Source organism: Microbacterium sp. CGR2 (assembly GCF_003626735.1).
Lineage (GTDB): Bacteria > Actinomycetota > Actinomycetes > Actinomycetales > Microbacteriaceae > Microbacterium.
The window spans coordinates 1,643,577-1,668,476 of the sequence record NZ_RBHX01000001.1; the positions used below are offsets into that span (position 1 = coordinate 1,643,577).

Annotated in this window: 23 protein-coding genes and 1 pseudogene; 9 read left to right on the top strand and 15 right to left on the bottom strand. The window is 67.6% G+C overall.

The genetic code is table 11. The features are described 5' to 3' along the window. The first annotated feature begins 136 nt into the window (after positions 1–136). A complete protein-coding gene (locus D7252_RS08235) occupies positions 137–1,393 on the top strand; it encodes an MFS transporter (RefSeq protein ID WP_120774942.1) in 1,257 nt (418 codons plus the stop codon). Positions 1,394–1,485: 92 nt separating this feature from the next. Beyond that, a complete protein-coding gene (locus D7252_RS08240) occupies positions 1,486–1,680 on the top strand; it encodes a three-helix bundle dimerization domain-containing protein (RefSeq protein WP_120774943.1) in 195 nt (64 codons plus the stop codon). 51 nt (positions 1,681–1,731) lie between these two features. Here D7252_RS08240 and D7252_RS08245 read toward each other — a convergent pair whose 3' ends face one another. Next, positions 1,732–2,364 (bottom strand): hypothetical protein, encoded by a 633-nt coding sequence (locus D7252_RS08245; RefSeq protein WP_120774944.1) that lies wholly within the window; start codon positions 2,362–2,364, stop codon positions 1,732–1,734. Positions 2,365–2,461: 97 nt separating this feature from the next. Between D7252_RS08245 and D7252_RS08250 the strand changes: the two genes are divergently transcribed. Further along, positions 2,462–3,064, top strand: coding sequence for a TetR/AcrR family transcriptional regulator (locus tag D7252_RS08250; protein ID WP_120774945.1), 603 nt, complete (start codon positions 2,462–2,464; stop codon positions 3,062–3,064). A gap of 206 nt (positions 3,065–3,270) precedes the next feature. Next, entirely contained in the window at positions 3,271–5,811 is a 2,541-nt protein-coding gene (locus tag D7252_RS08255; RefSeq protein WP_183055229.1) for a LamG-like jellyroll fold domain-containing protein, read from the top strand. 131 nt (positions 5,812–5,942) lie between these two features. Here D7252_RS08255 and D7252_RS08260 read toward each other — a convergent pair whose 3' ends face one another. The 7 genes and pseudogenes from D7252_RS08260 to D7252_RS08285 form a co-directional block, all read right to left on the bottom strand. Beyond that, positions 5,943–6,602: a response regulator transcription factor gene (locus D7252_RS08260; RefSeq protein ID WP_120774947.1), complete on the bottom strand. Its 660-nt coding sequence runs from the start codon at positions 6,600–6,602 to the stop codon at positions 5,943–5,945. Then, complete coding sequence (locus tag D7252_RS08265; protein ID WP_120774948.1) at positions 6,599–7,843, bottom strand: sensor histidine kinase; 1,245 nt, start codon at positions 7,841–7,843, stop codon at positions 6,599–6,601. Before D7252_RS08265 ends, D7252_RS08260 begins: the two co-directional genes overlap by 4 nt. Positions 7,844–7,911: 68 nt before the next feature. Then, positions 7,912–8,574 carry a serine hydrolase gene (locus D7252_RS20225; RefSeq protein ID WP_251050673.1) on the bottom strand — a complete coding sequence of 221 codons (663 nt, stop codon included), beginning with the start codon at positions 8,572–8,574 and terminating at the stop codon, positions 7,912–7,914. 112 nt (positions 8,575–8,686) lie between these two features. Next, positions 8,687–9,136: pseudogene (locus tag D7252_RS20510) on the bottom strand (serine hydrolase); the annotation flags it as partial. A 32-nt stretch (positions 9,137–9,168) separates the two neighbouring features. Beyond that, positions 9,169–9,993, bottom strand: a complete 825-nt coding sequence (locus D7252_RS08275; protein ID WP_120774949.1) for a hypothetical protein — start codon at positions 9,991–9,993, stop codon at positions 9,169–9,171. Next, positions 9,993–10,724, bottom strand: a complete 732-nt coding sequence (locus tag D7252_RS08280; protein WP_120774950.1) for an ABC transporter ATP-binding protein — start codon at positions 10,722–10,724, stop codon at positions 9,993–9,995. Before D7252_RS08280 ends, D7252_RS08275 begins: the two co-directional genes overlap by 1 nt. A 111-nt stretch (positions 10,725–10,835) precedes the next feature. Next, complete coding sequence (locus tag D7252_RS08285; RefSeq protein WP_120774951.1) at positions 10,836–11,279, bottom strand: hypothetical protein; 444 nt, start codon at positions 11,277–11,279, stop codon at positions 10,836–10,838. A gap of 273 nt (positions 11,280–11,552) precedes the next feature. Here D7252_RS08285 and D7252_RS08290 point away from each other — a divergent pair, with 273 nt between their 5' ends. Together D7252_RS08290 and D7252_RS08295 are read left to right on the top strand one after the other, a co-directional pair. After that, positions 11,553–13,922, top strand: a complete 2,370-nt coding sequence (locus D7252_RS08290; RefSeq protein ID WP_259461068.1) for a glycoside hydrolase family 65 protein — start codon at positions 11,553–11,555, stop codon at positions 13,920–13,922. Positions 13,923–14,092: 170 nt separating this feature from the next. Then, positions 14,093–14,770 carry a DUF6766 family protein gene (locus D7252_RS08295; RefSeq protein WP_120774952.1) on the top strand — a complete coding sequence of 226 codons (678 nt, stop codon included), beginning with the start codon at positions 14,093–14,095 and terminating at the stop codon, positions 14,768–14,770. 81 nt (positions 14,771–14,851) lie between these two features. On the opposite strand, the gene aztD is transcribed toward D7252_RS08295, so the two are convergent. Genes aztD through aztB form a run of 4 tightly spaced genes read right to left on the bottom strand, consistent with a single transcriptional unit; the run spans position 14,852 to position 19,152 of the window. Beyond that, complete coding sequence (aztD, locus tag D7252_RS08300) at positions 14,852–16,063, bottom strand: zinc metallochaperone AztD (protein ID WP_120774953.1); 1,212 nt, start codon at positions 16,061–16,063, stop codon at positions 14,852–14,854. A gap of 29 nt (positions 16,064–16,092) precedes the next feature. Continuing rightward, positions 16,093–17,013 (bottom strand): zinc ABC transporter substrate-binding protein AztC, encoded by a 921-nt coding sequence (gene aztC, locus D7252_RS08305; RefSeq protein ID WP_120774954.1) that lies wholly within the window; start codon positions 17,011–17,013, stop codon positions 16,093–16,095. 1 nt (position 17,014) lies between these two features. After that, positions 17,015–18,244, bottom strand: a complete 1,230-nt coding sequence (locus D7252_RS08310) for an ABC transporter (RefSeq protein WP_120774955.1) — start codon at positions 18,242–18,244, stop codon at positions 17,015–17,017. 56 nt (positions 18,245–18,300) lie between these two features. Continuing rightward, positions 18,301–19,152, bottom strand: a complete 852-nt coding sequence (gene aztB, locus D7252_RS08315) for a zinc ABC transporter permease AztB (protein WP_259461069.1) — start codon at positions 19,150–19,152, stop codon at positions 18,301–18,303. A 55-nt stretch (positions 19,153–19,207) separates the two neighbouring features. Here aztB and aztA point away from each other — a divergent pair, with 55 nt between their 5' ends. Then, positions 19,208–19,858, top strand: coding sequence for a zinc ABC transporter ATP-binding protein AztA (gene aztA, locus D7252_RS08320; RefSeq protein ID WP_120774957.1), 651 nt, complete (start codon positions 19,208–19,210; stop codon positions 19,856–19,858). 24 nt (positions 19,859–19,882) lie between these two features. Here aztA and D7252_RS08325 read toward each other — a convergent pair whose 3' ends face one another. Together D7252_RS08325 and D7252_RS08330 are read right to left on the bottom strand one after the other, a co-directional pair. Further along, entirely contained in the window at positions 19,883–20,449 is a 567-nt protein-coding gene (locus tag D7252_RS08325; protein ID WP_120774958.1) for a TetR/AcrR family transcriptional regulator, read from the bottom strand. A gap of 235 nt (positions 20,450–20,684) precedes the next feature. Then, the gene (locus D7252_RS08330) at positions 20,685–21,398 is read right to left on the bottom strand and encodes a YafY family protein (RefSeq protein WP_120774959.1); all 714 of its coding nucleotides are present in this window, start codon (positions 21,396–21,398) and stop codon (positions 20,685–20,687) included. Between the two features lie 99 nt (positions 21,399–21,497). Between D7252_RS08330 and D7252_RS08335 the strand changes: the two genes are divergently transcribed. Next, positions 21,498–22,358 (top strand): NAD(P)H-binding protein, encoded by an 861-nt coding sequence (locus D7252_RS08335; protein WP_120774960.1) that lies wholly within the window; start codon positions 21,498–21,500, stop codon positions 22,356–22,358. On the opposite strand, the gene D7252_RS08340 is transcribed toward D7252_RS08335, so the two are convergent. Then, on the bottom strand, positions 22,351–23,367 hold the full coding sequence (locus tag D7252_RS08340) for a LacI family DNA-binding transcriptional regulator (protein WP_183055230.1): 1,017 nt from the start codon (positions 23,365–23,367) through the stop codon (positions 22,351–22,353). The genes D7252_RS08335 and D7252_RS08340 overlap by 8 nt on opposite strands. Positions 23,368–23,479: 112 nt before the next feature. Between D7252_RS08340 and D7252_RS08345 the strand changes: the two genes are divergently transcribed. Further along, positions 23,480–24,862 carry an extracellular solute-binding protein gene (locus D7252_RS08345; RefSeq protein WP_120774962.1) on the top strand — a complete coding sequence of 461 codons (1,383 nt, stop codon included), beginning with the start codon at positions 23,480–23,482 and terminating at the stop codon, positions 24,860–24,862. The last annotated feature ends 38 nt before the right edge of the window (positions 24,863–24,900 follow it).

The following is a 24,900-nucleotide window of genomic DNA, read 5'->3' on the forward strand; positions in this document are numbered from 1 at the left end:
ACACCAGTGAACACTTGTGAGTGGAGTCATCGCAATCCCCTGCTTCGCAAACCGCGAACACAGTCGCGGGACGCGCCGTGGATGCGACGTCCGTTTCCCGCCAGAACCCCGCGGCCACTGCTGCTGGACTTCGGGTATGCCCTCGAACCGACGCAGTCCGCTCCCCGCGCAGTTCACCCGCATCGCCTGGTCGAACGTGCTCATCCAGTTCGCCGAGCAGATGGCGCTCATCGCTGCGCCGCTCGCCGCGGTGGTCGTGCTCGGTGTCGGCGCGACGGGGACGGCTCTCCTTCAGGTCGCGCAGACGCTCCCGTTCCTCCTGCTGTCGATCCCGTTCGGGGTGCTCGTCGACCGGTATTCGCCGAAGCGTCTGCTCCTCGCCTCAGAAGCACTGCGCACTCTCACTCTGGCGGTGACGGCTGTGCTCGTGCTCACGGACTGGCTCACCTTCGGAGCGTTGCTCGCCGTGGGGTTCCTCGGCGCGATCGGCAGCCTCGGCGTCGCGGTCGGTATTCCGTCGACCGTGCCGCAGCTTGTCAGCCGTGACCGTCTGATGGACGCCAACCGGTGGCTCGAACTCGGGCGCAGCGTCGCCTTTGTATCGGGGCCCGTGATCGGAGGGGCCATCGTCTCATTGGCCGACGCCGAGACGACCTTCGTGGTGGCGACCATCATCTGTGGTGCTGCGGTGGTGCTGCTCGCGCGGCTCGACGTCCGGCGTCCGGCACGCGCGCGTTCCCGGGAAGCGTGGCGAGAGGTCGCCGACGGGCTCCGGTACGTCCTCTCTCACGAGCTGCTGCGCCCGATGATCGTGACCTCGATGATCTTCAACGTCGGGTGGTTCCTCATCCAGTCGGTCTTCGTCGTCTACGCGTTGCGTGATCTGGGCATGACGGCGGCGAGCGTGGGAACCGCGATCGGCGTGTACGGGGCAGGCATGGTGCTCGGTGCTGTGGTGGCCCGGTCGTTGTCCGCCCGTCTCAGCCTCGGGCGGATGTCGGTCCTCGGGCCGATCGGCGGCTTCCTCGCGGCCGTTCTCATGGTGATCACGCTGTGGCTTCCCACGCCGGCCCTGGCGCTGTTTTCGTACTTCCTGTTCGGGCTGGGTCCCGTGCTCTGGTCGATCTCGACCACCTCGCTGCGACAGGCAGTCACCCCGACGCGGATGATCGGTCGAGTCTCGTCGCTGCTGGTCATCTCCACCTACGGAGCCCGCCCGATCGGTGCCGGTCTGGGGGCGGTGATCGCGGCCACGCTCGGAATGGAGTGGTGCATCGCGGTGGCCGTCGTCGTGTTCGCCGCGCAACTGGCTGTGATGCTGGCTTCGCCACTTCCGGCGCTGCGCGAGCTCCCCGTCTCCGACGAGAAGCTCGTTCCCACGGAAGCGGAGTAGTCAGTCGCGCGCGGCGGAATCCCGAGGTGCGGCAAAAAGAACAGGAGGGAAACAGATCGCTCAAAACGGATGGTCAGGCATAGCATGAGCGCGTGGCTACCAAATTCGATCCGGCCGAAGTCGTGAAGCAGGTCACCGACCGACTCTTCGAGCGCTACCCCGAGACCGGTCGCGAGACCATCGCCACTCTCGCCACCGAAGAACTCGGCAAGATCTCGGACAGCAGGGTCACGGACTACTTCACCGTCCTCACCGAGCGCGCCGTGCGTAAGCGCCTCAAGGTCTGAGCGTCTAGCGCCGCTCGGTGCGGACCTCGGGCAGGTGTTTCCTTTCGGCGGTCAGCTGGCGAGTTCATCGATCCAGCTCGATCGCATTCGCAGGGCGCGCTCCGTGCTGCCGATGACGGCCGCGAATCCGATGATCAGGTTGGCTTGCAGCGGGAGCTGGATAGGCGAGGTGAAGGTTCCGATCGAGTCGGCGATCGCGGGGATCTGCGAGAGCGATTCGATGATCTGCGGCACCTCCACGCACAGGCCGACGATGACGAGAACGGTCGACACGATGCCGATGATGCGGCTGAGGCCGGGATGCCGATGGTGCAGGCGAGCGCGTCGCCCTTCTGCGGATGCGGGGTCAGGAGAGAGCTGCTGTTCGGTGCCGTCTGGGCGGACGTAGTGGCAGCGCTTGAGTCCGAAGCCGGTGATCGCTACGTCGATGTGCCCGCCTGGCACCGAGAAGCGGCTGGGCAACTTCGCGTAGGACTGCAGCGATCCGTCGACATAGAGGCGGGCGCGGATCTCTCCGTCCGTCATGTCGCCGGCGTGGCGAACATCGACTGAGTAGACGGACATCATGCCGCCGGAAGAGGGCAACGTGATCGAACGGAGCGATCTCCCGAACATCTGCCACCAGCGGTAGCGAGCCAGTGGTTCACCGGACCCTGTGCGCACGCGGCGATGTCTGATCCCCATTTCTTCTCCTCCTTCGTCATCAACTAGTACAGCGTGATAGTGAACGAGGAGATAAGCTAGCACACTGTGATAGACGGGTGTCACGCGGAGGGCAGGAATGAACGCTGAATCGACGGCACCGGGCACGCGCGACAAGATCCTCACCGCTGCGGCAAAAATGCTCGGCGAGAACCCGACCGCGCGCGTGAGTGTGCGCGCGGTCGCTGCTCGTGCGCAGGTGAGCACGGGTTCGCTGCGGCACTTCTTTCCGACCCAACGCGAACTCATCGACACTGTCATCGCCGGGCTCTACGACATCGACATCCCCGATGATCCGATCAACGATCGCACCCTGGGTCCGGCTGAGCGCCTGATGGGATGCCTACGGCTGATCCTTCGGCAGATCGGAGTCGGCGAACGCGCTCGCGAGCAGTGGAAGGCGCTGTACGAGGCGTATGTGGTGTCCGCCCCTGCAGAGGACGAGGCGACGACCTACCTCGCGCTCGAGCGGATGGGTCGCCACCGCATCGAACGGTGGCTGGCCACCCTCATCGAGGAAGAAGTTATTCCGGCGGGCGATGTCGAGCAGCGGGCCCGGTTCCTCGCCACCGTCATCAGCGGGCTCATGATGGAACGCGCGCTGCCCGCCGATGCCGTGCGACTCGAGTCTGAAACCGAAACGCTGCGCCTCGCGGTGCACGCCGTGACGACCGCCGCCTGACGGCAGCCGCGGCGTCCAGTCGTCCGTCTCGCGCACCCTCACCTTTTGTTCAGACGCTGTACGACTGCGCCGCGCCTGCACGATCTTCCTGTTTGCCTTCTGGTGCATCCTTCGTTGCCTGTGCGTAACCGGAACACGCGACTGTGGCTGGCGGGTTGCGCGCCTTCCCGTGGCCGCGCCTGCTGACATTCATCAGAAGGAGAATCGTGAAATCCCCCCGTACCCGTTCCTCGAGCGACAGAGGGCGCCGCTGCGGCGCCGCACTCGTCGCGTCAGGCCTCGCCGCCGGTTTCCTCATCGGCGGCGTCGCGCCGGCATCCGCCGTCGACTCGGTCCCCCCGGCCGAGCCCGACGCCTCTCGATTCACCTTCGCGGTGTTGCCCGACACCCAGTTCTACTCCCGCTACTCGGCCGACCAGTTCATCCCTCGCTACGGCGCCGATCCCTTCTCCACGCAGACCAGCTGGTTGACCGAGCATGCCGACGAGCTGAACATCCCGTTCGTCGCTCATCTCGGTGATGTGGTCGACCGCGCCAACGTCCAGATCGAGTGGGAAGCAGCGGATCGCGCCATGCAGAGCCTGGACGACGCCGACCTGCCGTACTCGATCCTCCCCGGCAACCACGACGTGCTCGACAGCGGCAAGCAGGACACCCAGCTCGACGCGGCGAACGAGCCTTTCAACCGCTGGTTCGGGGCGGCTCGCGCGGCGGAGCAGCCGACGTTCGTGGCCTCTGACCCCACCGGGCTCAGCCAGGCGCACATCTTCGAGGCGGAAGGTCAGCAGTTCATGTCGCTGGCCATCTCGTGGAACTCGTCGGATGCCACTCTCGCCTGGGCGCAGAGCGTGCTGGACGCGCATCCCACCGTCCCCGTGATTCTCACCTCGCACGCCCTGATCAACATCGCCCCCGATCAGGTCTCCCCGATCGAGACAGTCGACAGCCAGCGCATGTGGGACACCCTCATCCGCGGCAACGATCAGATCTTCATGACGCTCAACGGTCACTTCCACGGCGCAACCAAGCAGGTGAAGCAGAACGACTTCGGTCACGATGTCCATCAGATCCTGATGGACTACCAGATGGCCTACGAAGGCGGGAACGGCTACCTGGGGCTGTTCGAATTCGACCTGACGAACAACACCATCTCGTTGGAGACCGGGTCGCCGTGGGTGGTCAACAAGCCCCAGGACACTCTCACCAGCTACGACCAGCCGCTGCTCGACGGCGCCAACCAGCGATACACGCTCGATGTCGACTTCGCCGACCGCTTCGCCGAATTCGCACCGGACTTCACCGCCGGCACCCCCGACGAGTCGCCCCTGTCCGACCTGGCCCGCAGCATCCTTCTCGATGGCTTCGAAGGCCCCGACCCCATCTCCACGGAGCCTCCGGGCAACGAGCTGGACTTCGTAGAGGCGGAGGGCACGCTCGCCCACTGGCGGTTCAACGGCGCCGAGGGCGTCGTCGACGCAGACGCGGTCATCGAGGATGTCGCCGGCGACAACGACCTCACTCGGGTCGATCCCGCGGCGACCAACGCCGTGGGTGCGACGTGGGAGGACGTGACCATCGAGAACGACGATGCACACGCCTTCTCGTCCGACGGGGCGTCGATGTGCTTCGCCGACTCGTCCGGCTCGCGTTTCAGCTACCTGACCACCGCCGCGGACGCTCCCCTCAACGAGGCAGATCTTCGCGATGGCTACACGATCGAGACGTTCGTGAAGATGGATGCCGACTGGAGCGTCGAGAACAACGCGTGGTCGAAGTTCCTCACCCGCACCGGCAACCGCTCGCAGATCGGTGTGCCGGAGACGCGCTGGGACTGGACGGCATCCCCGAGCGCCCTGGGAATCTCCAGCCTCCGCGAATTCCAGTGGACGAGCCTGGACGCCGACGCCTCCCTCGGTGACCGCGTCAACTGGTCCGGCGAGATCATGGTCGACAACTGGGTGCACCTCGCGGTGGTGAACGACGCCGAGAAGCGGACCACCACGATGTACGTCGACGGCGCTCCCGTGCTGCGCAACGCGACGGATGTCGGCGGGATGGCGTGGCACCAGGGTCACTCCTGGATCCTCGGGGCGGACTGGGTGGACGACGCCGCCCGGAACGGCTGGCACGGATGCATCGGAGAGACACGCATCATCGACCGTCCGACGTCGCCCGCCGAGTGGCTGACGCAGCGCGCCGACCTCTCGAACTTCGCCGTGACCGAGGCGCCGGAGGGAGAACTTCCCGCGTCGACGACGTCGGTGACGTTCGAGGGATCCGGCTTCCCCGGCGCCGAAGTGCGACTCGTGAACGAGACGACGAACGACGCCGCTGCGGCTGCCGTGGCCGGAGCGACGACAGTCGTGAAGGACAACGGTGAGTGGGCGATCGAGGTGTCCGAAGGGCTCACGCCCGGCGCGCACCGACTCCTTCTCTCTCAGGCGCTCGGTGCCCGAGCATCCGAGTCCGCCGCCGTGGAGTTCGCGATAGCCGCGGCTCCGGTGGACCCGGAGCCGTCGCCCGACCCCGAGCCGTCCGACCCGGAGCCTTCACCCGGCCCCGGCGCGGGCGACGAATCGCCCGGCACAGGCGGCGGTTCTGCCGACGGAACCGACGGGGGGCTTGCCGCCACGGGTGCCGATGCCGGCATGACGGCGCTCGCCGTCGGGCTCGGTGCGGCGCTGCTGCTCGTCGGAGCCGCGCTGGCCACCCTCCGGGCTCGCCGGAAGTCGCTGAACGAGAACTGACCGATCGCGTAAGAAGGGGCCCCGCCGGTGGTGGGGTCCCTTCGTGCTTCTGTGCCGGACGGCTCCGGTCGCAGTTCGGGCCGGTTCTCGGCGCGGGAGCCGGCTGAAAGCGCGACCGGAGCCAGCGCCCGTCACCCGGCCTCTACCAGGCCGGCCCGGATACCCCAGATCACGGCCTGGAGGCGATCCCGGGCGCCGGTCTTCTGCATGAGACCGGTGAGGTGGTACTTCACCGTCGTCGGTTCGACGTAGAGGCGGTCGGCGATCTCGGCGTTGGACAGGCCCTGGGCAAGCAGGCGGAGCACCTCGAACTCGCGTTCGGTGAGCGGACTGTCGGTCGGCGCAGGCGCAGGCTGAGGTTCGCGCCGACGCTGTCCGAATTCCTGCAGGATGCGTCGGGTGAGGCGCTGGTCGAGGGTTCCGTCACCGGCGGCGACAGAACGCACCGCGGCCAGCAGGGTCGCCTCGTCGGCGCCCTTCAGGAGGAACCCGGCCGCGCCGGCCTCGAGGGCCGCGAAGACGTCTGCGTCGACGTCGAAAGTGGTCAGGATCAGCACGTCGACATCGAGGTCGGGGTCATCGGTGATGGTCCTGGTGGCGGCGATGCCGTCCGTCCCCGGCATCCGGATGTCCATGCAGACGAGGTCGGGCCGAAGCTCACGGGCGAGGCGCACGGCATCCGCCCCGTCGATCGCCTCCCCGACCACCTCCAGGTCTTCTTCCGCTCCCAGGATCACGGCGAGCCCGGCGCGCACGACGGCCTGATCGTCGGCGATGAGGATGCGGGTCATGCGATGTTCCGTTCGTCGAGGGGAATGGCGAGCCGGTTTGTCCAGCCGCCACCGGCGGTCGGACCGGTTGTCAGCTGCGCGCCGATGAGCTCCGCCCGTTCGGTCATGCCCGCCAGCCCGTATCCGTCTCCTGAGCCGACTTCTGCGCCCGCCGGACGGGTCGCGAGAGGAGCAGCTTCGTTCGACACCGTCAGCTCCACCGCATCCGGCCCGAACGCGACGCGGACATGACACTCCGCGCCCGGCGCATGTCGGGCGGCGTTCGCCAGAGACTCCTGAACCATGCGGTACGCCGAGGTCTCGCCGAGGGGTCCGAGACCCCGCGTCTCTCCGGTGAGCTCGTACGACACCCTCTGCCCTCGATCGCGCGCGGCGTCGATGAGTGCGGGCAGGGCGGCGATGCTCGGGACAGGACGCGGACGCTCCGCCGGACCCCTGTCATCGTCGTCGCTGCGGAGCAAACCGACTGTGCGTCGCAGATCGGTCAGCGTGATGCGCGCGTCGTCCTGAACGGTCTGCATCATCGTTCGCGCCCGCTCGGGATCGGACATCGTGAGCGCGGCCGCGGCCTGGGCGCTCACGATGATCCCGGAGAGATGATGCCCCGCGATGTCATGCAGCTCCCGTGCGAGCGCCGTGCGTTCGGCCCGAACCTCGAGTTCCGCGCGATCACGGCGCTCGTTCTCGGCCATTCTGGCCTGATCCTTCAACGCAGCGGCGAGACGCTCCCGACCGCGGAAGTACTCCGCGACGACCGCCGGGATCGCGTACAGGAAGGCGATGCGCGCGACCGCCGTGAAGACGATGACGAGGAGCGGTGCACCCGACTCGAGCAGGAGGGCACCACCGCCGATGACCGTCGTCGCAACGGCTCCCGCGCCGAGTGCGGTCCACGCCGTCCGCCGGGAGGTGTGACGCGCCACCGAATACGACGCGATCATCACCGCCAGCGACCCGACGCCCAACTCGCCCGCGGCGCTGGCCAGGATCACGAGATCGACGAGCACGACGCCCGCGAAGACGCCGACGGGTGACCGACGTCGCAGGAGCAGGATCAGCGCCTGCAGAGCGACCAGCCCGGCGTGCACGAATGGTGACACGGCTCCGGGCACGAACTCGGACACCTCCTCGACCCAGAATCCGATTCCGATGTATCCCACCGCAGCGGCGAGCACGAGTGCCGGTGGGAACACCGTGCGGAACCGCACGGCGGACATCGGCGCGGACCGAGAGACAGACATGGATCGAGTCAACCACGCCGAGCGCCGCCCCTGTTCAGGCGCGGCACCCGGCGTCGTCACCTTCCGTGTCAGCTGTCGCACAAGGTCTCATCGAGCGCATCGACGACGATCCGGTACTGATCGAGGAGCTTCTCCTCATCGTCCGGCGAGACGATCGCCCAGGGCAGGGCGGTCACGGCGATGGTGACGGCGGTGCCGTCGGGGCCGACCGCGTTGCGGGTCTGGGTGCCGGGGATGTCTCCACCATGCCCCCATGCCACGCCGCCGCAGCTGAGCGGGTAGCTCTGCAGCCCCAATCCGTATGCCGCCCCGGGCCACAGCTCATCGCCGGCCGGCACCGCCGTCTGCATCACCGCGAGCATCTCGTCGTCCAGGAGCTCGCCATCGAGGAGCGCCCCCATGAAGACGTTGAGCTCGCTCGGGGTGGAGACCATCGCTCCCGCGGACCAGGCGAACGACGTGTCCATATCCGAGAAGTCGCGCAGCTCGCCGGGAACGTCGGCATGGTATCCGGTCGGGTGTTCGCCGCGGATCTCCCGCTCTCCCGGTGCCGGGAAGTATGTGTGCGCGAGACCGAGGGGTTCAACGATGCGCTCGTCCACCTGTTCGGTGATCGCCCGATCGGTGACGGCCTCGATCAGCAGGCCCAGCACGAGGTAGTTGGTGTTGCTGTACTCCCATCTCTCGCCGGGCTGGAACCCGGCGGGTCGGGTGAGCGCGACATCGAGCATGTCCCGCGGCGAGATGTACTGCTCCTGTGCAGCGAACGTCGGCAGCGATCTGGTCGGCGTACTCGGGAAGACCCGTCGTCTGCTGAAGCAGCTGATGCACGGTGATGCGGGTGCCGTCGATGCCGTCGCCGGTGACAAGACCGGGAAGATACCTGTCGATGGGCGCGTCGAGATCGACGCGCCCTTCCTGCACCAGTTGGAGCACGACCGTCGACACGAACATCTTCGTGTTGCTGGCGATCCGGACTTCTCCGTCGATCGGTGGCTGTGCGCCCGTGTCGACGTTGCCCGCACCGACGGCGACGTCGACCACGTCACCGTCAGGCTCGGTCACGGAGGCGAGCACAGCGGGATACCCGGCGTCGACGAGCGTCTGCATACGGGTTTCGAGTGCCGAGTTCTCGCCGGCCTGCGCTTCGGCGGTGCTCTCCGCGGTACGGAGAAGAGCACCGGTGGTGACAGCTCCAGCGATCAGGACGGCCGCGGCCGAAGCGGCGATCACCCTGCGCGCCGTGCGGAGCTTCGAGGGTCGAGAGGTGCGGACGTTGTTCATTTCGTGCATTCCTTTCGAGAAAGTGATTCGGATGCCGACGGTCAGATGTCGCGTCGAGCGAGGGCGACGGATGCCGCGCCGAGAGCCGCCACCGTGACGGCGACCAGAACAGCAGCGGCTGTTCCGACGTTCACTGCCGCTGAGCCGCCGTGGATGACGTTCTGAGCGAGTGCGACAGGGAGGAACTGCGTCCAGACGAGCGCGATCCCGCCACCGGCGAGCTGGCTCGTCGCCGCGACGAGGGGTTCGACGAACAGGATGCCGAGCATCGTGAGTACGCCTGCGAGCTGGGTGCGGACCAGAACGCCGACGGCGACACCGATCAGAGCGAGGCACACGACGGCGGCGATACCGCGGGCGAGTGTCGCCAGGATGTCGACGGTTCCCGCCGAGAGCGGAATCCCCATCACAGCGAGGCTGCCCAGCAGTGTGACAAGGCTCACCACTGCCATCGCCGCCCCGATGACCACTGCGGCCAGGCCCACGGCCGCCGCCTTGCTGACCACGATGCGTCCGCGACGCGGCGAGGCGAGCGCGGTGCCGACGATGCCGCCGTAGCGGTCGTCGCTCGTGGCGGCGAGGACTCCGAACAGAACGACCGCGATGAGAGCGATTCCGATAGACCCGCCGCCCATCGAGGCGCCGAGGGGGTTGAGGGCGTCCAGCTGTGCGTTCGGCGAAGTCAGGTCGATGCTGGGGAAGTCGGCGCCGAGAGCGTCGAGCCCCGGACCGATATCGCCCCGTTCGATGGCGGGCATCACGGTGACGAACACCAGTTGGGTGAGCATCAGGCCGACGATCGCGACGAGGGATGCCACTTTCGCAGCCGTGGTGGTGACGAGGCTCAGGAGTTCTGCGCGGAACATCAGCGCACCCCCGCCGTGCCGGTGACCTGCAGGTAGAAGCCTTCGAGGTCGGCATCCGAGGTCGCGACGGCATCCTTCAGCGCCAGGTCGGCCACGACGCGACCGTCCGCGATGACGACGATGTCGTCGGCGATGTCCTGCACGTCGGAGAGGAGATGCGACGACAACAGCACCGTGCCTCCGTCGTGGGCGAATGCGCGCAGCCGGTCCCGAAGCCACCGCATGCCCGCCGGGTCCAGCCCGTTCGACGGTTCATCGAGCACGAGTACCTGAGGTTCGCCGAGGAGGGCAGCGGCGATCGCGATGCGCTGCTTCATGCCCAACGAGTATCCGCCGGCGCGGCGGTCGGCGTCTCGGGTCATCCCCACTTCGGCGAGCACCACGTCGACCCGCTCGGCTGCCATGTGACTGCGGGCCGCGGCGATGCGCAGGTGCTGGCGTCCGGTGCGAGCGGGGTGCAGACCGCCGCCGTCGAGGACAGCGCCGACGGAGCGCGCAGGCCGTTCGATGTCGCGGTAGCGGCGCCCGAAGACGAGCGGCTCGCCGGCATCGGATGCGGCGAGTCCGAGCAGCAGCCGGATGGTCGTGGTCTTGCCGGCGCCGTTCGGGCCGAGGAGGCCGACGATGCGGCCGGGGCGGATGGCGAAGGAGACATCGTCGATGCGCGAGTGGCCCTTGAAGGCCTTTCGCAGACCACGCGCCTCGAGGGGCAGGGAAGCTGAAATGTTCATGTCTTCAGCCTCATCGCCGGGTCGCCGAAGCGCCCCCGCCGGCGGCACAGGCCGCCCTGTCCGAAAGGCCAGTCGTAGGGCGGCCCCTCGCCGTTCTCTTCGCGATTCCGCTCAGGAAGCCGGACTCTGCGCCTTCTCGTCGGGGTGATTCGGTGTCCATCCCAGCCACCCGGTGGGAGTCTCGGCGACGGTCCACTCGCCGCACGCGAAGACCGACGAGACACCGTACACGTCGACAGTGTCGTCGATGACGTACGGCGGTGCGGACTGGCGCGGAACTTCGATGCACATCGCGCTCGGGAGGCTGCCTTCGCTGACGACGGCCACCGCGGCGTCGTCGGCCTGCGTCGACTGGACGACGCGGATCCCCGAGCTGTCCCTCGGGAGCCAGGCGACCTCGAGGTCGCCGTCGGCCTCCAGCGACGCGGCGTCGGCGAACTCCGAGGATTTCTTATGGTGCGCCAGTTCGTCGACGACGCTGCAGCCGGAGGCCGTCAGGCTCACGATGGCGAGGAGACCGGTGACGGCGAGAGCGGAGGTGAAAGACTTTCTCATACCTCCACTCTCGCGGCCGGCTGTCTGCCGGTCGTCGGCGGCAAGGCTGACTTCGGCTACATCCCTTGGCGTATTCTCCCGTCGCCGATCCGGTCTCGTTTCGGGCTGCCGGGCGTCGGAAAGCGCGTCCGGAGCCCCGGACAGCCGGTGCGCTTTACCGGGGTCGCCTGCGGCGCGCAAGCGGCTGGATTTGCGGCGTCGCCTCTTCTACCGTTCCGGTATGTGGTCGCAGAGCAACAGATGCAGTCGGCGAAGGAAAGTCGAGGGGGCCCCGTGACCGGGCCGCGCTTCGACGTCGACGACTGGAGCGTCGGCATCGACCGCGTGGAGGTGGAGAATCTCGCGCACGAGGAGTCGGTGTTCGGGCTTTCCAACGGCCACGTCGGGTGGCGGGGGAGCCTCGACGAAGGCGACCCGCGGGGTGTCGCCGGCAGCTACCTCAACGGCGTCTTCGAGGAACACCCGATGCCGTATGCGGAGGACGGCTACGGATATCCCGAGCACGGACAGAGCGTCATCAACGTGTCGAACGGTCAGATCCTGCGCCTGATCGTCGGTGACGAGCCCTTCGACGTGCGGCACGGAAAGATCCTGTCTCACAGCCGGCGGCTGGATCTCCGCGACGGCACGCTGACCCGAGACCTCGACTGGGAGAGCCCGGCCGGCAGGCGGGTGCGGGTGCGATCCACACGCCTCGTCTCATTCACGCATCGTTCGGTCGCCGCCGTCCGCTACGTCGTCTCCGCGGTCGGCGCCCCCGTCGACGTCACGGTGCTGTCGGAGATGCTCGCCAACGAGCCGCTTCCGATCGTGCATGACGACCCGCGCGTCCAGGACCTTCTCGCCGAACCCTGGGACGAGGTCTCATCGATTGCGGTGGGCACGTCGGCCACGCTGGTACACCGCACACGCAAGAGCGACCTCACGGTGGCCGTCGCCATGGATCACGCGGTGGCCGGTTCGGGGTCCGCCGCCCCCTCCGTCGCAGCCGAGGCGCAAGGCGATCACGCGCGGATCACCGTGCGCGCCGTCTTGCAGGAGGGGGAGAATCTGGAGATTCTCAAGGTCGTCGGCCACGAGTGGTCGCCGTCGCTGTCCGCGGCGACCCTGCGCGACAGAGCGGAAGCGGCCGTCGCCGATGCCCTGAGCGACGGCTGGGACAGCCTCGTCGAGGGTCAGCGTGCGCGCCTCGACGACTATTGGGAGTGCGCCGACGTGCGCGTCGAGGGCGAACCGCGGTTGCAGCAGGCTGTCCGGTTCGCGCTGTTCCAGGTGTTTCAGGCATCGGATCGCGCTGAACTGCGCTCGGTACCGGGCAAGGGGCTGACAGGATCCGGGTATGAGGGCCACACCTTCTGGGACTTCGAAGGGTTCGTCCTGCCGGTGCTGACATCCACCGCTCCGCATGCCGCCGAACAGGCGCTGCGCTGGCGGCACTCGACTCTCGGCCACGCCAGGGAGCGGGCCGAGCAGTTGCACCTGAAGGGCGCGGCATTCGCCTGGCGGACGATCGACGGGCGGGAAAGCTCGGGGTACTGGCCCGCGAGTACCGCGGCTTTCCACATCAATGCCGCCATCGCGGGAGCTGTCCTGCACTATGTGCGAGCGACCGGGGACCGTGACCTCGAGCGCGACATCGGCGTCGAGATCCTCGCCGAGACGGCCCGCCTCTGGGTATCTCTGGGGAGGTGGGATGCACAGGGCGGCTTCCACATCGACGGGGTCACCGGCCCGGACGAGTACTCCGCGCTGGCGAACAACAACGTGTACACGAACCTGATGGCGCGACTGAACCTCCGCGGTGCCGCGGCGGCAGCCCGACGGCATCCGGACGTCGCCCGGAGCCACGGTGTGGAGGACGACGAGATCAGCGGATGGGAGGCGGTGGCCGCGGCCATGACGATCCCGTTCGACCATGCCCGTGGCGTGCATCCGCAGTCCGCGGGGTACACCGACCTCGCGCCCTGGGACTTCGACAGCACCGGGCCGGACCAGTACCTGCTGCAGGAACATTTTCCGTACTTCGACCTGTACCGCAGACAGGTCATCAAACAGGCGGACCTCGTCCTCGCCCTGTACTTCGCTCATGAGGCCTTCACCGCGGAGGAGAAGGCACGGGCTTTCCACTACTACGAAGCGCTCACCGTACGCGACTCGTCTCTCTCGGCCGCGGTGCAGGCCGTGCTCGCCGCGGAGGTCGGTCATCTCGAGCTGGCGTACGACTACCTTGCCGAGGTCGCGACCATCGACCTCGACGATCTGCACGGCAACACCGAACAGGGGCTCCACATCGCCGCGCTCGCCGGAGTATGGACGGCGATCACCGGCGGATTCGGCGGAATGCGCGACAGTGAGGCCGGGCTGACCTTCAGCCCGCGCCTGCCGCCGCAGCTGTCTCAGCTCAGTTTCGGCGTCCGGATCCACGGCTGCACCCTTCGTGTGGACGTCACCCCCGCCGAGACGACATACCGGCTCAGCACGGGCTCGCCTGTCACGATCCGCCACTTCGGAGAGGAGCTCGTGCTCGAGGCCGGGCGGCCGGTCGTCGTCGACACTCCACCGCTGACGCCGTCGGGGCCTCGCCCCACGCAACCGCGGGGCCGCGAGCCGCGGAGCGCGCGAGACGCGTTCGGTGCATCCTGAGATCGCAGTATGCGGTGTCGGCCGTCGCCGATACCGCCGGGGAGGAGAAGAAATGTCCGATCACCGCGTAGGCCGCGCCTCGATGCGCACCGCATTCTGGTCATGGATGGTGATCATCGTCGGGGGACTCGCGACCATGATCGTACTGCCGCTCCTGGGGCGGTGAGGACATGCGTCGCTTCGTCCGAGACACCGGCCTGAGCCTGGCCTTCCTCGCGATCTTCGTCCTGAGTCTCGTCGGGCAATCGATCGTCGGCCACACCTACAACAACGAGGAACTCGCGTTGCACGGGCAGCCGTCCGTGTCGTACATCGAATTCGTCACGTCGTCGGACTTCCTCGTGGACGTCGCCGAGAACTGGCAGTCCGAGTTCCTGCAGTTCTTCCTCTTCATCCTCGCGACCATCTGGTTCATCCAGCGCGGCTCCCCGGAGTCGAAGAAGCCGGGCGACGAGGGTGTCGGGTCCGACGCCGACCAGTTCATCGGAGACCACGCGCGCCCGGACTCACCGCTCTGGGCGCGGGTCAAAGGGGTGCGAGGGTGGATCTACGCCAACTCGCTGCTCCTCGTCATGGGCACCATCTTCACGCTCTCCTGGTGGGCGCAGTCCCTCGCGGGTCATATCGTCGCCAATGAGGAGAACGCCCAGCACGGGCTCCCTCCCGAAAGCTGGGGCGATTACGTCGTCTCGGCGGAGTTCTGGAATCGCACGCTGCAGAACTGGCAGTCCGAGTTCCTCGCGGTCGGCGCGATGGTCGCCTTCTCCATCTACCTGCGGCAGCGCGGATCGAGCGAATCCAAGCCCGTCGGCGTGCCTCACCACGTCAGCAGTGTCGAGTCCGAATAGCGACCAGACCGATTCCGACCCGAAACGGCGATGGGCGGGACGCGCATGTGCGCGTCCCGCCCATCGGTTCTCCCGACCGCGTCAGCCGGCGGCCGGTGCGATCTCGTTCGGCGTGACCTCGAGCTCGGTGCTCGCAAGCACGTCGCCGGTGGTCAGGTCGACAGCGTGGACACTGTTCGCGGCAGGCTCGGTGACGTATGCGACGTTGCCCGCGACGACGATGGCGGGGTGCGCGTCCTGCCATTCGGCCGGACTCTCCCAGGCTTCGACGACAGGGTAGCTGTCGGTGATCTCACCGGATGCCGGGTCGAGCACATGGATCGAGCCGTCGCTGCTGAGAATGTACGCCAGGTCTTCGGGGCCACGGACCACATCGCGGAAGGTGTACTCGACGCCCTCGGGAAGGTCGACGACCTCGAGCGTCTTCGCCTCGGTGTCGATGAGGGTCACCGCGTTCAGGAGGTACCCCTCGGCATCGACGTCGTTCTTGTAGTCGCCGACGACGATGGGGCTCGTCTCGCTGACGTACGCGTTGCCCATCCGACCGTACGGCTGGTCGGGTGCGTCGAGCTTCGTGATCTCGCCGTCCGAGTAGACGAGCGCACCGTCCTCGCAGCCGAACACGACCGCCTCGTCTTTGGCGGTGCCTTCGCCGTGAACGCCGGGGCACTGATCGGAGACGGCGATGTCCTCGCCGGAGGCGTCCTTCGCCACGATGCCGTTGCGGCCATCGGCGTTGCCGACCGTGGTGAGGAACGTGCCGTCTTCCAGCACGACCGAGACGCCGTGATGAGCCTCGACACCCTCGATCGTCTCGACGTCGGGCAGACCTTCCGCGCCTGCCAGGTCGGCCGTGTCGAAGATCGTCGTGTCGCTGGTGCCGTCGGCGTACAGCACGGTCTTGCCGGCGTGGCGGACGACATGGCCCGGGGCTTCGGCTTCGAAGATCGTGTCGGTGAGCTCGGGCTCGTCGGCCGATCCGGCAGCCGTGTCGAGCACCTGGAAGCCCTCGCTCATGGTGACCATCACGTGGCGGTCGTCGCCCGCCGGGTTGAGGCGGGTGAAGGGCTCGGATTCGAAGTCGGCCACGGTCTCGAGGGTTTCACCGTCGAGGACGAGGACTCCGCCGTCATACGCGACGGCGACTCGCGCACTCGCCTGGTCGCCGGCACTCGCGTCGTCGGGTGTGGAGGCGGGGGCCGACGAATCGGCTCCGGCGCAGGACGCCAGGGTGATGACCGCTCCGATGGCGGCGGCGCTGAGAAGCGCGCGCCGCAGGGGGGAGGTTTTCATGTGTGTCTCTTTCTCTGAGGGGCGAGGTCTCATGGGGTGAGACCGGTGGTGATGCGCTCGGTGTTGACGCGCATCATGGTCAGGTAGTCGGGGGCGCCTTCGTCCGCCGCGGTGAGGGATTCGGTGTAGAGCTCGATGACGTCGACGTGGACGTTCGCCTCGTCAGCGAGTGCCTGTACGAGACGGTCGGGTGAGGACGACTCGGCGAAGATCGCAGGCACACCGGTGTCTTCGACCGCCTCGACGAGATCTGCGAGGTCGGATGCCGAGGGGGCTGCGAGCGTCGTGCCGCCGGGGATCACCGCACCGACGACGTCGAAGTCGAACCGTTCGGCGAGGTACCCGAAGACATGGTGGTTGGTCACCAGTGCTCGGTTCCCCTCGGGGATGGACTGAAAAGCCGCGACCATCTCGGCATCCAGGGTCAAGAGCTCCGCGCGATACGCGGCGACCGTCTCGTCGAGCGCGGCAGAGTCCACACCGTCGACCTCGGCGAGCACCGGTTCGAGAGCCTCGATCACGTCGAGCATCCGCTCCGGGTCTGTCCAGAAGTGCGAGTCCGGCATCCCCGCGGCATCCCCCTCGCTGTAGTCGAGCACCTCGATCACATCGCCGGCGACGAAGGTGGCGACGTCGTCGGCGCTCGCCGCATCGAGATGCTGTTGAAGGCCCTCCTCCAGTCCGAGGCCGTTGGACACCAGCAGGTCGGCGCTTCGCAACGTCGCCGCCTGTTTCGCGGAGATCTCGAACGAGTGGGGGTCGGCGTTCGGTTTCATGAGCGTCATCACCTGGGCCTGATCGCCGACGAGCTCCTCGACGACGTCCCCCAGGATGTTGGTCGACACGACGATCAGCGGACGGGAATCCTCTGCCGTCGTGCACGCGGTGAGACCGCTCACCGCGACGCCGGCCAGCGCCAGCGTGGTCAGTATCCGCTGCGTGCGGCGCATGTCAGCGTCCTGTCTCGGCGACGAACGCCGGTGGGGTCGAGGTCTCGAACGTGCGCGCGACTCTGGCGCCGTCCGCGTAGTCGATCTCGTACAGCCGCTGCTCGGTGGGGGCGCTGAGGTAGGCCCGCTGTTGATCGGCGACGAGAGTCGGCTGTGCTCCGCCGGCGAGGGACTCCGCCGTGAGTGGGGCGGTCTCGGCGAGCACGGCACCGTCTGCTCCGTTCAGCACGAAGACGCGACCGTCGCGGGCGAGTGCGAGCACGTGTCCCTCGTCGTCGTCCACCGCGGTGACGTGCACGAGGGGAGCGGGGGCGGGAAGAAGGGTCCACGATCGTTCGCGGGTATCCAGCAGCCAGATCCGGTCGGGTCCGGCGAGGGCGGCGACGGTGGGTCGTCCTTCCCGGTTGTCGAACGAGGTGGCGGCGGGGGCGGAAGCATCCGCCGGGTAGGGGATTCGTTCGATGTGCAGCTCGTCCGCGTCGACGTGAGCGAGCAGCGCGCCGTCCGCGCAGCCGATGACGGCGCCGACGCGCGTCGTGATCGTGCCGGCCGGGTCGGCGCAGGGCTCCTCGACCCCGATCTTCTTTCCGTCGGCGGTGTACCCGACGACCGTGGTGCCCGCTCCGTCCTCCGCGTGGGTGACCAAGGCGAAGGACCCGACGGGGACGACGAGTCCGTCGTGGGGCTCTCGTTCGAGGCGGAAGAGTTCCGTGATCGTGCCCTTCGACAGCGCCTCCGTGTCCAGCAGCACGGCGTCGCCGGAGCCGGCGAAGGAGATCCCGGTGCCGCCGGTGGTCGACAGGTTGGTCGTCGCGATGGTGGCGGGACCCGCTCCGTCGACGGCGCCCAGGAGAGCGGGCGCCGCGCGGTAGTAGTGGAAGTGGTCGACGTGATCCCAGGTCCACACCCCGCTGTCGACGATCTCCACGCCCTCGTCGGTGGTGGCGAAGAGGTAGCGGCCGTCCGTCGCCATGTCCGTAAGGGCGGAGATCTCGCCGAGGTCGGCGACGCTCTCGTCGAGCAGGTCCAGGTGCGTGACGGCGCCGTCCGGATCGATGGATGTCAGGCCGAGTTGGGGTTCGGCGGCCTCCTCGGCACCGGACACGGCGCCATGCCCGCCGGCGGCAGCGTCGGTGTCTGTCGGCGCGGGCGTGGCCGGTTCGCCCGCGCAGGAGACCAGAGTCAGGGTGAGGGCGCCGGTGAGGGCGATGAGAGGGATGCGGGAGCGCACGGGTTCCTTCCAGATTCGTATTCGTGCAGGATCGCGTCGTCGCGAAGGGTCGGGTCTCAGGAGCGGCGCACCCGTGACCGGAAAGTGGTGAGGCCCGCGTGCACTGTCCAGGACACGCACGTGAGCAGGATGGCGGCTGCAGCGACGGAGGCTCCCGCAGCGGTGGCCGCGTACCAGGAGGCGAGCAATCCGAGGAAGACGGCCACGACGCCGAACAGTGACGCCAGGATCATGCGGCTCGGGATGCGGGTTGTCCAGTGGCCCGCGGCGACCGCGGGTGCGAGCAGGAGGCCGACGACCAACAGGGAGCCGACCGCCTGGTAGGACGCGACGACGGCGAGGGTGACCAGCCCCACGAGAGCCGCCTGCGCGATCCGCGGGCGGAGGCCGAGAACCGATGCGATGCGTGAATCGAGGGCGAGCGCGACGAAGGACCGATGGAAGAGCATGGCGACGGCCAGTCCGACCGCGGCCGCGATGGCCAGCAGCACCAGATCGCCCTGGTTGATCGCCAGGATGTCGCCGAACAGGATGCTGGTGGCGTCGGTCGCGAAGCTTCCGGAGTGAGAGATGATGATCACGCCGAGCGCCAGCATCGAGACGAACAGCAGCCCGATGCTGGTGTCGTACGACAGTTTCGCTCTCCGTTGCAGGGCGCCGATGCTCACGCTCATGGCGACGGCGCTGAGTGCTCCTCCGACGAGGACCGGCAACGACAGGACCGTCGCCAGCGCGACGCCTGGCAGCATCCCGTGGGCGAGTGCCTCGCCGAGGAAAGCCATGCCGCGGATGACCACCCAGGTGCCGACCACGCCGCACAGGATCGCGACGAAGGCGCCACCGATGAATCCGCGCTGGAGGAAGTCGAGCGCGAACGGTCCGAGGGGGCTGGCTGGTGAGACGGTCACGTTCAGCGAGCCTAGACGTTTATGAGAATGATTATCAAACTCATAAGATGAGAGCATGAGTTCTTCTTCCGCCGCGGCCGAGACCGCGGCCAGACTGACCCACGTTCACGTGGCGTTCGAGGGACGCGAGGCTCTCTGCGGTGTCGAGGCGGAGATTCACGCCGGGTCGCTCACCGTGATCGCCGGCCCGAACGGCGCGGGGAAATCGACGCTTCTCGAGGTGCTCGCCGGTACTCGGGTTCCGACGTCAGGGTCGCGTCGTGTCTCCGGGTCCGTCGCGTTCGTCCCTCAGCGTGCGTCGATTCCGCCGCGGCTCCCCGTCTCCGTGAAGGACGTCGTGAGCGTCGGGACCTGGGGTCGACTCGGCTTCTGGCGTCGAATGGACTCCACCGCCCGTGAGCTCGTCGATCGTTCGTTGGAGCGGCTCGACATTCACGGGCTCGCGCGGCATCCGTTCACGTCCCTGTCCGGCGGGCAGCAGCAGCGCGCACTCCTCGCGCAAGGGTTGGCGCGCGAGGCCGACGTCCTCCTGCTCGACGAGCCCACGACCGGTCTGGACGCAGCGAGCAGTCTCCGCATCCGCGCTGTGCTTCGGGAGGAAGCCGCACGGGGAGTCGCCGTGGTCTGCGTCTCACACGACGCCGCCGTCATCGGTGACGCGGACCGCGTGATTTCTCTCTCGGAGGGCAGGGTCGCTGCCGGCTGAGCGTCGTCGGTCGCCGCGGAGGTGTCAGGGGATGAGCCCGGCCACCAGGGCGTCGACGATGTCGTCGGTCGAGGTGTCGGGGTCGATCGGAGAGGTGAGACGGTCGAAGACGAGGCCCTCGATGGCGTAGTGGAACAGGGCGATCTCGCGGCGACCTCCGGGCAATCCCGCTGCTTCGTGGAACGCGACATCGCCGTCGAGTGCGGTCCGTTGCCAGTCGGCCAGAGCGGTCCGGAGCTCAGGGCGTCTGGCCGCTTCGAGGCGTAGTTCGTAAAGCGCGAGGGTCACCTCGCGCTGGGTGATGAGTCGTCGAACGATGTCGCGGCAGTAGTCGGCGAACAGGTCTCGGGTCGGCGGCTCGGTGGTTCGCGCCGCCAGGTCGTCGGGCGTCGGTGCCAAGCGTGTCCCGATTCGCTCGAACAACCCGGTGATGAGTGCTTCGCGGGTGCGGAAGTAGTTCGATGTGGTGCCGACCGGAACGCCGGCCTCGGCGTCGATCGCCCGGTGGGTGAGTCCGCGAGACCCTTCTCGCGCCAACACGGCGATGCCGGAGTCGGTCAGAATGCTGCGGCGCCCCTCGTTTCTGGCCATGGCCCGACTCTAGCCGGACCACGACATCTGAGTTGGTTGTGGCCCAGTGGGTGCTTCGGTGTCCGTCGGGTGAGTTCCGGTCGCAGTTGTCGCCGCCTCGGTGTCCGTCGGGTGAGTTCCGGTCGCAGTTGTCGCCGCCTGCACACTGCGGGAGCGACTGGAACTGCGACCGGAGCGGTCGGGAGCGACTGGAACTGCGACCGGAGCGGACGGGGAAACCGCGACCGGAGTGAACTCAGGCCCCGCCGAGACCGGAACGCAGGTAGGCGACGGCGGAGCCGGCAGGCAGAGCTCTGGGTGTGAACCCGACCCCCGTGCGCCGAGGGCTTGTGATCCTGTCGCTGCGGAAGACCCGCCAGTCGGCGCGGTCGAGATCCCACCCGAAGAGGTACCAGCGGCCGTCGATGAGTACCTGGGTGTGCGGTTCGACTCGGCGTCGGGTGTCGGTGCCGACCGCGTCGGTGTAGTCGAAGACGATGATCTCCTCTGTCGCGATCGCTTCGGCGAGAACCCCGAGCGCGTCCGCCGCGATGTCGGGAACCTGTCGACGCTCTGCTTCGATACTCGACCGCAGTGCGGTGGCTCGTGAACGTAACCGCGTGGGCAGCAAGCCTTCGATCTTGCCGTAGGCGCGGACGGCGGCATCGTTCAGGCCGCCGGGGCGGGTAGGTGCCGCGGCCGCGAGTGACGCCAGCGCGACGATTGTCGCGACCGCCTCGTCGTCATCGAGGACGAGTGGCGGGAGGCGCTGACCGACTCCCAGGCGGTAGCTTCCGCCGGGCCCGGGGCGCGTGAGCACCGGATAGCCGTATCCGCGCAGCCGTTCCACATCCCTCCGCAGCGTGCGAGGAGTGACGGACAGTCGGCCGGCGAGATCCGCGCCACTGAACGACCCGCCTCCCTGCAGGGTGGCCAGGAGCGCCAGCATCCGCTGCGTGACATCTGCCATGGTCCGAGTGTAAGAGAATGCGGACAGAATCAGGCCACATCTGGTGGTACCTTCGTCCGCACCTCGACACGCGAGGTGCGGACGGACAGGAGGCTGCGCATGACGATCGGCGTGATGACACCGAAGGGAAACATCGGAGCACATGTGCTGCGGATGCTGGTGCACGGCGGTGAGCGACCGCGAGCGCTCCTGCGTGATCCGCGCACGCTCGACCCCGAAATCGCCGACTATGTCGAGACGGCGACGCTCGACGCCTGGGATCCGCCCACGGTGACCGAGGCGACGCGGGGGCTCGAGGCCTTGTACTGGGTCAGCCCGACGGCCTCGGATCGTGACCCGGTCGCAGCGCACGTCGAGGCCGCAGCCGCAGTCAGGGCGGCGATCGATGCGAACGGGATCGAGCGCGTCGTCTTCCAGTCCAGTGTCGGCGCGGAGAAGCGCCACGGGGTCGGGGAGATCGACGGGTTGGCGGCGACGGAGCAGGAGTTGGAGGCCACGGGGGCGTCGGTCACCAATCTGCGGTGCGGATACTTCTTCACGAACCTCCTCATCGACGCCGATGCGATCCGGAGCGGCTCCCTCTCCACCGCGATGGACATCGATCGGCCGATCCCGTGGGTGGCGCCGGTCGACATCGCCGCCGTCGCCACGGCACGTCTGCTCTCGCGGCGGTGGAGCGGTCGGCACGTGCATGCGGTCCACGGCCCCGCGGATCTCACATTCACTCAGGTCGCCGGCATCCTCTCGACGGTGCTCGAGCGGTCGGTCCGCGCGCACCAGCTCAGCGACGACGACGTGCGATCACAGCTGCATCAGTTCGGGATGCCGAACGCGCAGATCGAAGCGATCGTGATGATGGCCGCGGGAATCCGAGAGGACTTCACGCCCGAGAATCCGCGGACCTACGCCACGACCACGCCGACCACGCTCGAGAGTTGGGCGGTGGAACACCTCAGGTGATCGGGGAGCGGGGGCCGGCCACGGACTCCCGCTGCACCAGCGTCGGCTCGAGGATGATCCGACGGGGGGCGCTCTGCCCGTCGAGCTGTTCCATGAGCAGATCGACGGCGACCCTGGCCTTCTCGGCGATGTCCTGGCGCACGGTCGTCAGAGACGGGGTGACCATGTCGGCGATGGGCAGATCGTCGAAGCCGACGAGGGAGAAGTCGTCGGGCACGCGGATGCCGCGCCGGGCGAAGGCCTTGATGAGCCCGATCGCCAGGATGTCGGCGGTGACGACCGCGGCGGTGAACCTCTGCGGGCTCGCGAGCAGCTTCGCTGCGGCGGCCTCCGCGTCGGCGAATGTGAGGTTGGTCAGCACCCTCATGTCGTCGACGTCGATCTGCGCTTCCGTGAGGGCGCGCGAGAACCCCGTGAACCGGGCGTTGATGACGCCGGCGCTCGTCGCGCCAGGGCCGACGAACGCGATGGAACGGTGCCCAGCCGAGAGGAGGTGTCGGGTGGCGTCGTAGCTGCCGTGGGCGTCATCGAGTCCGACCGTGGAGATCTCGACGTCCGTGTATGCGTCGATGAACACCATCGGGACGTCCTGGTGCCGCCGTAGCTGCTCCACTTCGTCGGCCAGGACACCGAGGAAGAGCGCGCCGTCCACATTCCAGGATCGAAGCCGACGTGCCGTGTCCGACGCATCCGTCGCCGCATGGATCATCAGATGTTTGCCGGCCGCGCTGAGGTGTCGCTCGATCTCACCGAGCAGCATGGCGTCATGGGGGTTCGACAACCCCAGATCGCCGTCGGCTGCGGCGTAGTACACGAGGGAGATGATCTCGCTGCGGGAGACCGACAGCGACCGTGCCGCGGCGCTGGGTTGATACTGCAACTCGGCGGCTGCACCCAGCACCCGCTGTTTGGTCGTCGCCGACACCTTGTCGTCGCGCCCGTTGAGCACGTTCGACACGGTCATCTTCGACACCCCGCACACGCGTGCGATGTCAGCGATCGTCACCATGCCTTGCCTCCCCGGCCTCCAGGCCATCCTGCCCTCTTGACGGAGAGCAACGCCCTGTTGCATCATAGTTTACCGGTAAAAGTTTACCGGTAAACCCGACAAAGGAGTCCTGATGATTCGACCGAAGAGGCGAGTCCGCGTCGCCGCGAGCATCGCGGCAGCGACCGTCATCGCCGTGTCGTTGACAGCGTGCGGGGGAGGCGGAAGCGGCGGTGTGGAAGACACCGAAGCCGACAAAGGTCTGCCCGTGGCCGGCGTCAACCTCACCTACGACCCCAACACTCTGGTCAACGACGGCAAGCCCATCGAGCTGGAGTGGTGGGCGTGGAGCAACATCGAGCAGTTCCAGGCCATCGCCGACGCGTACACCGAGATCCATCCGAACGTCACCATCAAGGTCGTCAACCAGCCGTGGGAGGACTACTGGACCAAGCTCCCGCTCGAACTGCAGTCCGACGGGGGACCTGCGATCTTCAACGTGCACAACTCGCAGCACGACAACCTCATCGCGAAGATGGAGCCGTACGACATCGACCCCGCCGATCTCGAAGCCGACTACACGGGCGCCGCTGCCCACGTGATCGACGGCGAAACCTACTACGTCGACCTCGGTCTGATGAGCGGCTCGATCTACTACAACACCGACATGTGGGAGGCCGCGGGCCTCACCGAGGCCGACATCCCGAAGACCTGGGACGAGTTCCGCGAGGTCGCTAAGAAGCTCACCATTCGCGAGGGTGACGAACTGCGTCAGGCCGGCTTCAACTTCAACGGTGCAGGGCAGGCGATGCAGATGGGCATGGCGTACCAGCTCGGGCAGAACCTGTTCGCCGCCGACGGCGCCACCCCCGCGGTCGACAACCAGGCCAACCTCGACGTGATCAATCGGTTCCTCGACATCTACGCCGACGGATCAGGGGATGCCGACTTCGGTGCCTCTGCCACCGAAAGCTTCGGCCAGGGGCTTTCGGCCATGACGTACGCCTGGGGCTGGTTCTCCGGCACTCTGCGGAACGAGTACCCCGACCTCAAATGGAGCGCTTTCCAGACGCCGGTCCCGAGTGGCGGAGAGACGCCCTATGCGTACGACCGGTACAACGGCGAATCCACGTTCGGCATCAACGCCAACGCGAGCGACGCAGAGAAGGCCGCCGCGCAGGACTTCCTGCGCTACTACCTCACCGATGAGGAGTCGATGAAGGAGCTCTCGCTGAGCTTCAGCATCTTCCCCGCCTACAAGCCGATCGCCGACGACCCGGCCTTCACCGAAGACCCGGCGCTCGCCGCGTTCGGCGACATCGAGCGCTACATCTGGCCGGGTCCCGTGCCGTCGACCTTCGAGACGTCGACGGCGACCATGTGGGAGGAGATCCTCTTCAACGGCGTCGCGCCAGAAGACGCTCTCGCGACGGCGCAGAAGACGATCGAGAAGGATCTCGACGGCAAGGGCTTCGTCCCCACCGAAGATCTCTACCCGTTCTACGCGGCCGACTGAGATCACAAGAAAGGAGCACTCCCGGCCGTCGACGTGAC

Bases quoted from the DNA above. Each gene is read 5' to 3' on its own strand.
- D7252_RS08280 (WP_120774950.1), bottom strand. From the start codon at position 10,724: ATGAACATTTCAGCTTCCCTGCCCCTCGAGGCGCGTGGTCTGCGAAAG.
- D7252_RS20225 (WP_251050673.1), bottom strand. From the start codon at position 8,574: ATGCTCGATGTCGCGCTCACCCGACCCGCCGGGTTCCAGCCCGGCGAG.
- D7252_RS08340 (WP_183055230.1), bottom strand. From the start codon at position 23,367: ATGGTGACGATCGCTGACATCGCACGCGTGTGCGGGGTGTCGAAGATG.
- D7252_RS08275 (WP_120774949.1), bottom strand. From the start codon at position 9,993: ATGTTCCGCGCAGAACTCCTGAGCCTCGTCACCACCACGGCTGCGAAA.
- aztD (WP_120774953.1), bottom strand. From the start codon at position 16,063: ATGAAAACCTCCCCCCTGCGGCGCGCGCTTCTCAGCGCCGCCGCCATC.
- D7252_RS08325 (WP_120774958.1), bottom strand. From the start codon at position 20,449: ATGGCCAGAAACGAGGGGCGCCGCAGCATTCTGACCGACTCCGGCATC.
- D7252_RS08265 (WP_120774948.1), bottom strand. From the start codon at position 7,843: ATGTCTGTCTCTCGGTCCGCGCCGATGTCCGCCGTGCGGTTCCGCACG.
- D7252_RS08330 (WP_120774959.1), bottom strand. From the start codon at position 21,398: ATGGCAGATGTCACGCAGCGGATGCTGGCGCTCCTGGCCACCCTGCAG.
- D7252_RS08235 (WP_120774942.1), top strand. From the start codon at position 137: ATGCCCTCGAACCGACGCAGTCCGCTCCCCGCGCAGTTCACCCGCATC.
- aztC (WP_120774954.1), bottom strand. From the start codon at position 17,013: ATGCGCCGCACGCAGCGGATACTGACCACGCTGGCGCTGGCCGGCGTC.
- aztA (WP_120774957.1), top strand. From the start codon at position 19,208: ATGAGTTCTTCTTCCGCCGCGGCCGAGACCGCGGCCAGACTGACCCAC.
- D7252_RS08285 (WP_120774951.1), bottom strand. From the start codon at position 11,279: ATGAGAAAGTCTTTCACCTCCGCTCTCGCCGTCACCGGTCTCCTCGCC.
- D7252_RS08335 (WP_120774960.1), top strand. From the start codon at position 21,498: ATGACGATCGGCGTGATGACACCGAAGGGAAACATCGGAGCACATGTG.
- D7252_RS08295 (WP_120774952.1), top strand. From the start codon at position 14,093: ATGCGTCGCTTCGTCCGAGACACCGGCCTGAGCCTGGCCTTCCTCGCG.
- D7252_RS08345 (WP_120774962.1), top strand. From the start codon at position 23,480: ATGATTCGACCGAAGAGGCGAGTCCGCGTCGCCGCGAGCATCGCGGCA.
- D7252_RS08245 (WP_120774944.1), bottom strand. From the start codon at position 2,364: ATGGGGATCAGACATCGCCGCGTGCGCACAGGGTCCGGTGAACCACTG.
- D7252_RS08250 (WP_120774945.1), top strand. From the start codon at position 2,462: ATGAACGCTGAATCGACGGCACCGGGCACGCGCGACAAGATCCTCACC.
- D7252_RS08260 (WP_120774947.1), bottom strand. From the start codon at position 6,602: ATGACCCGCATCCTCATCGCCGACGATCAGGCCGTCGTGCGCGCCGGG.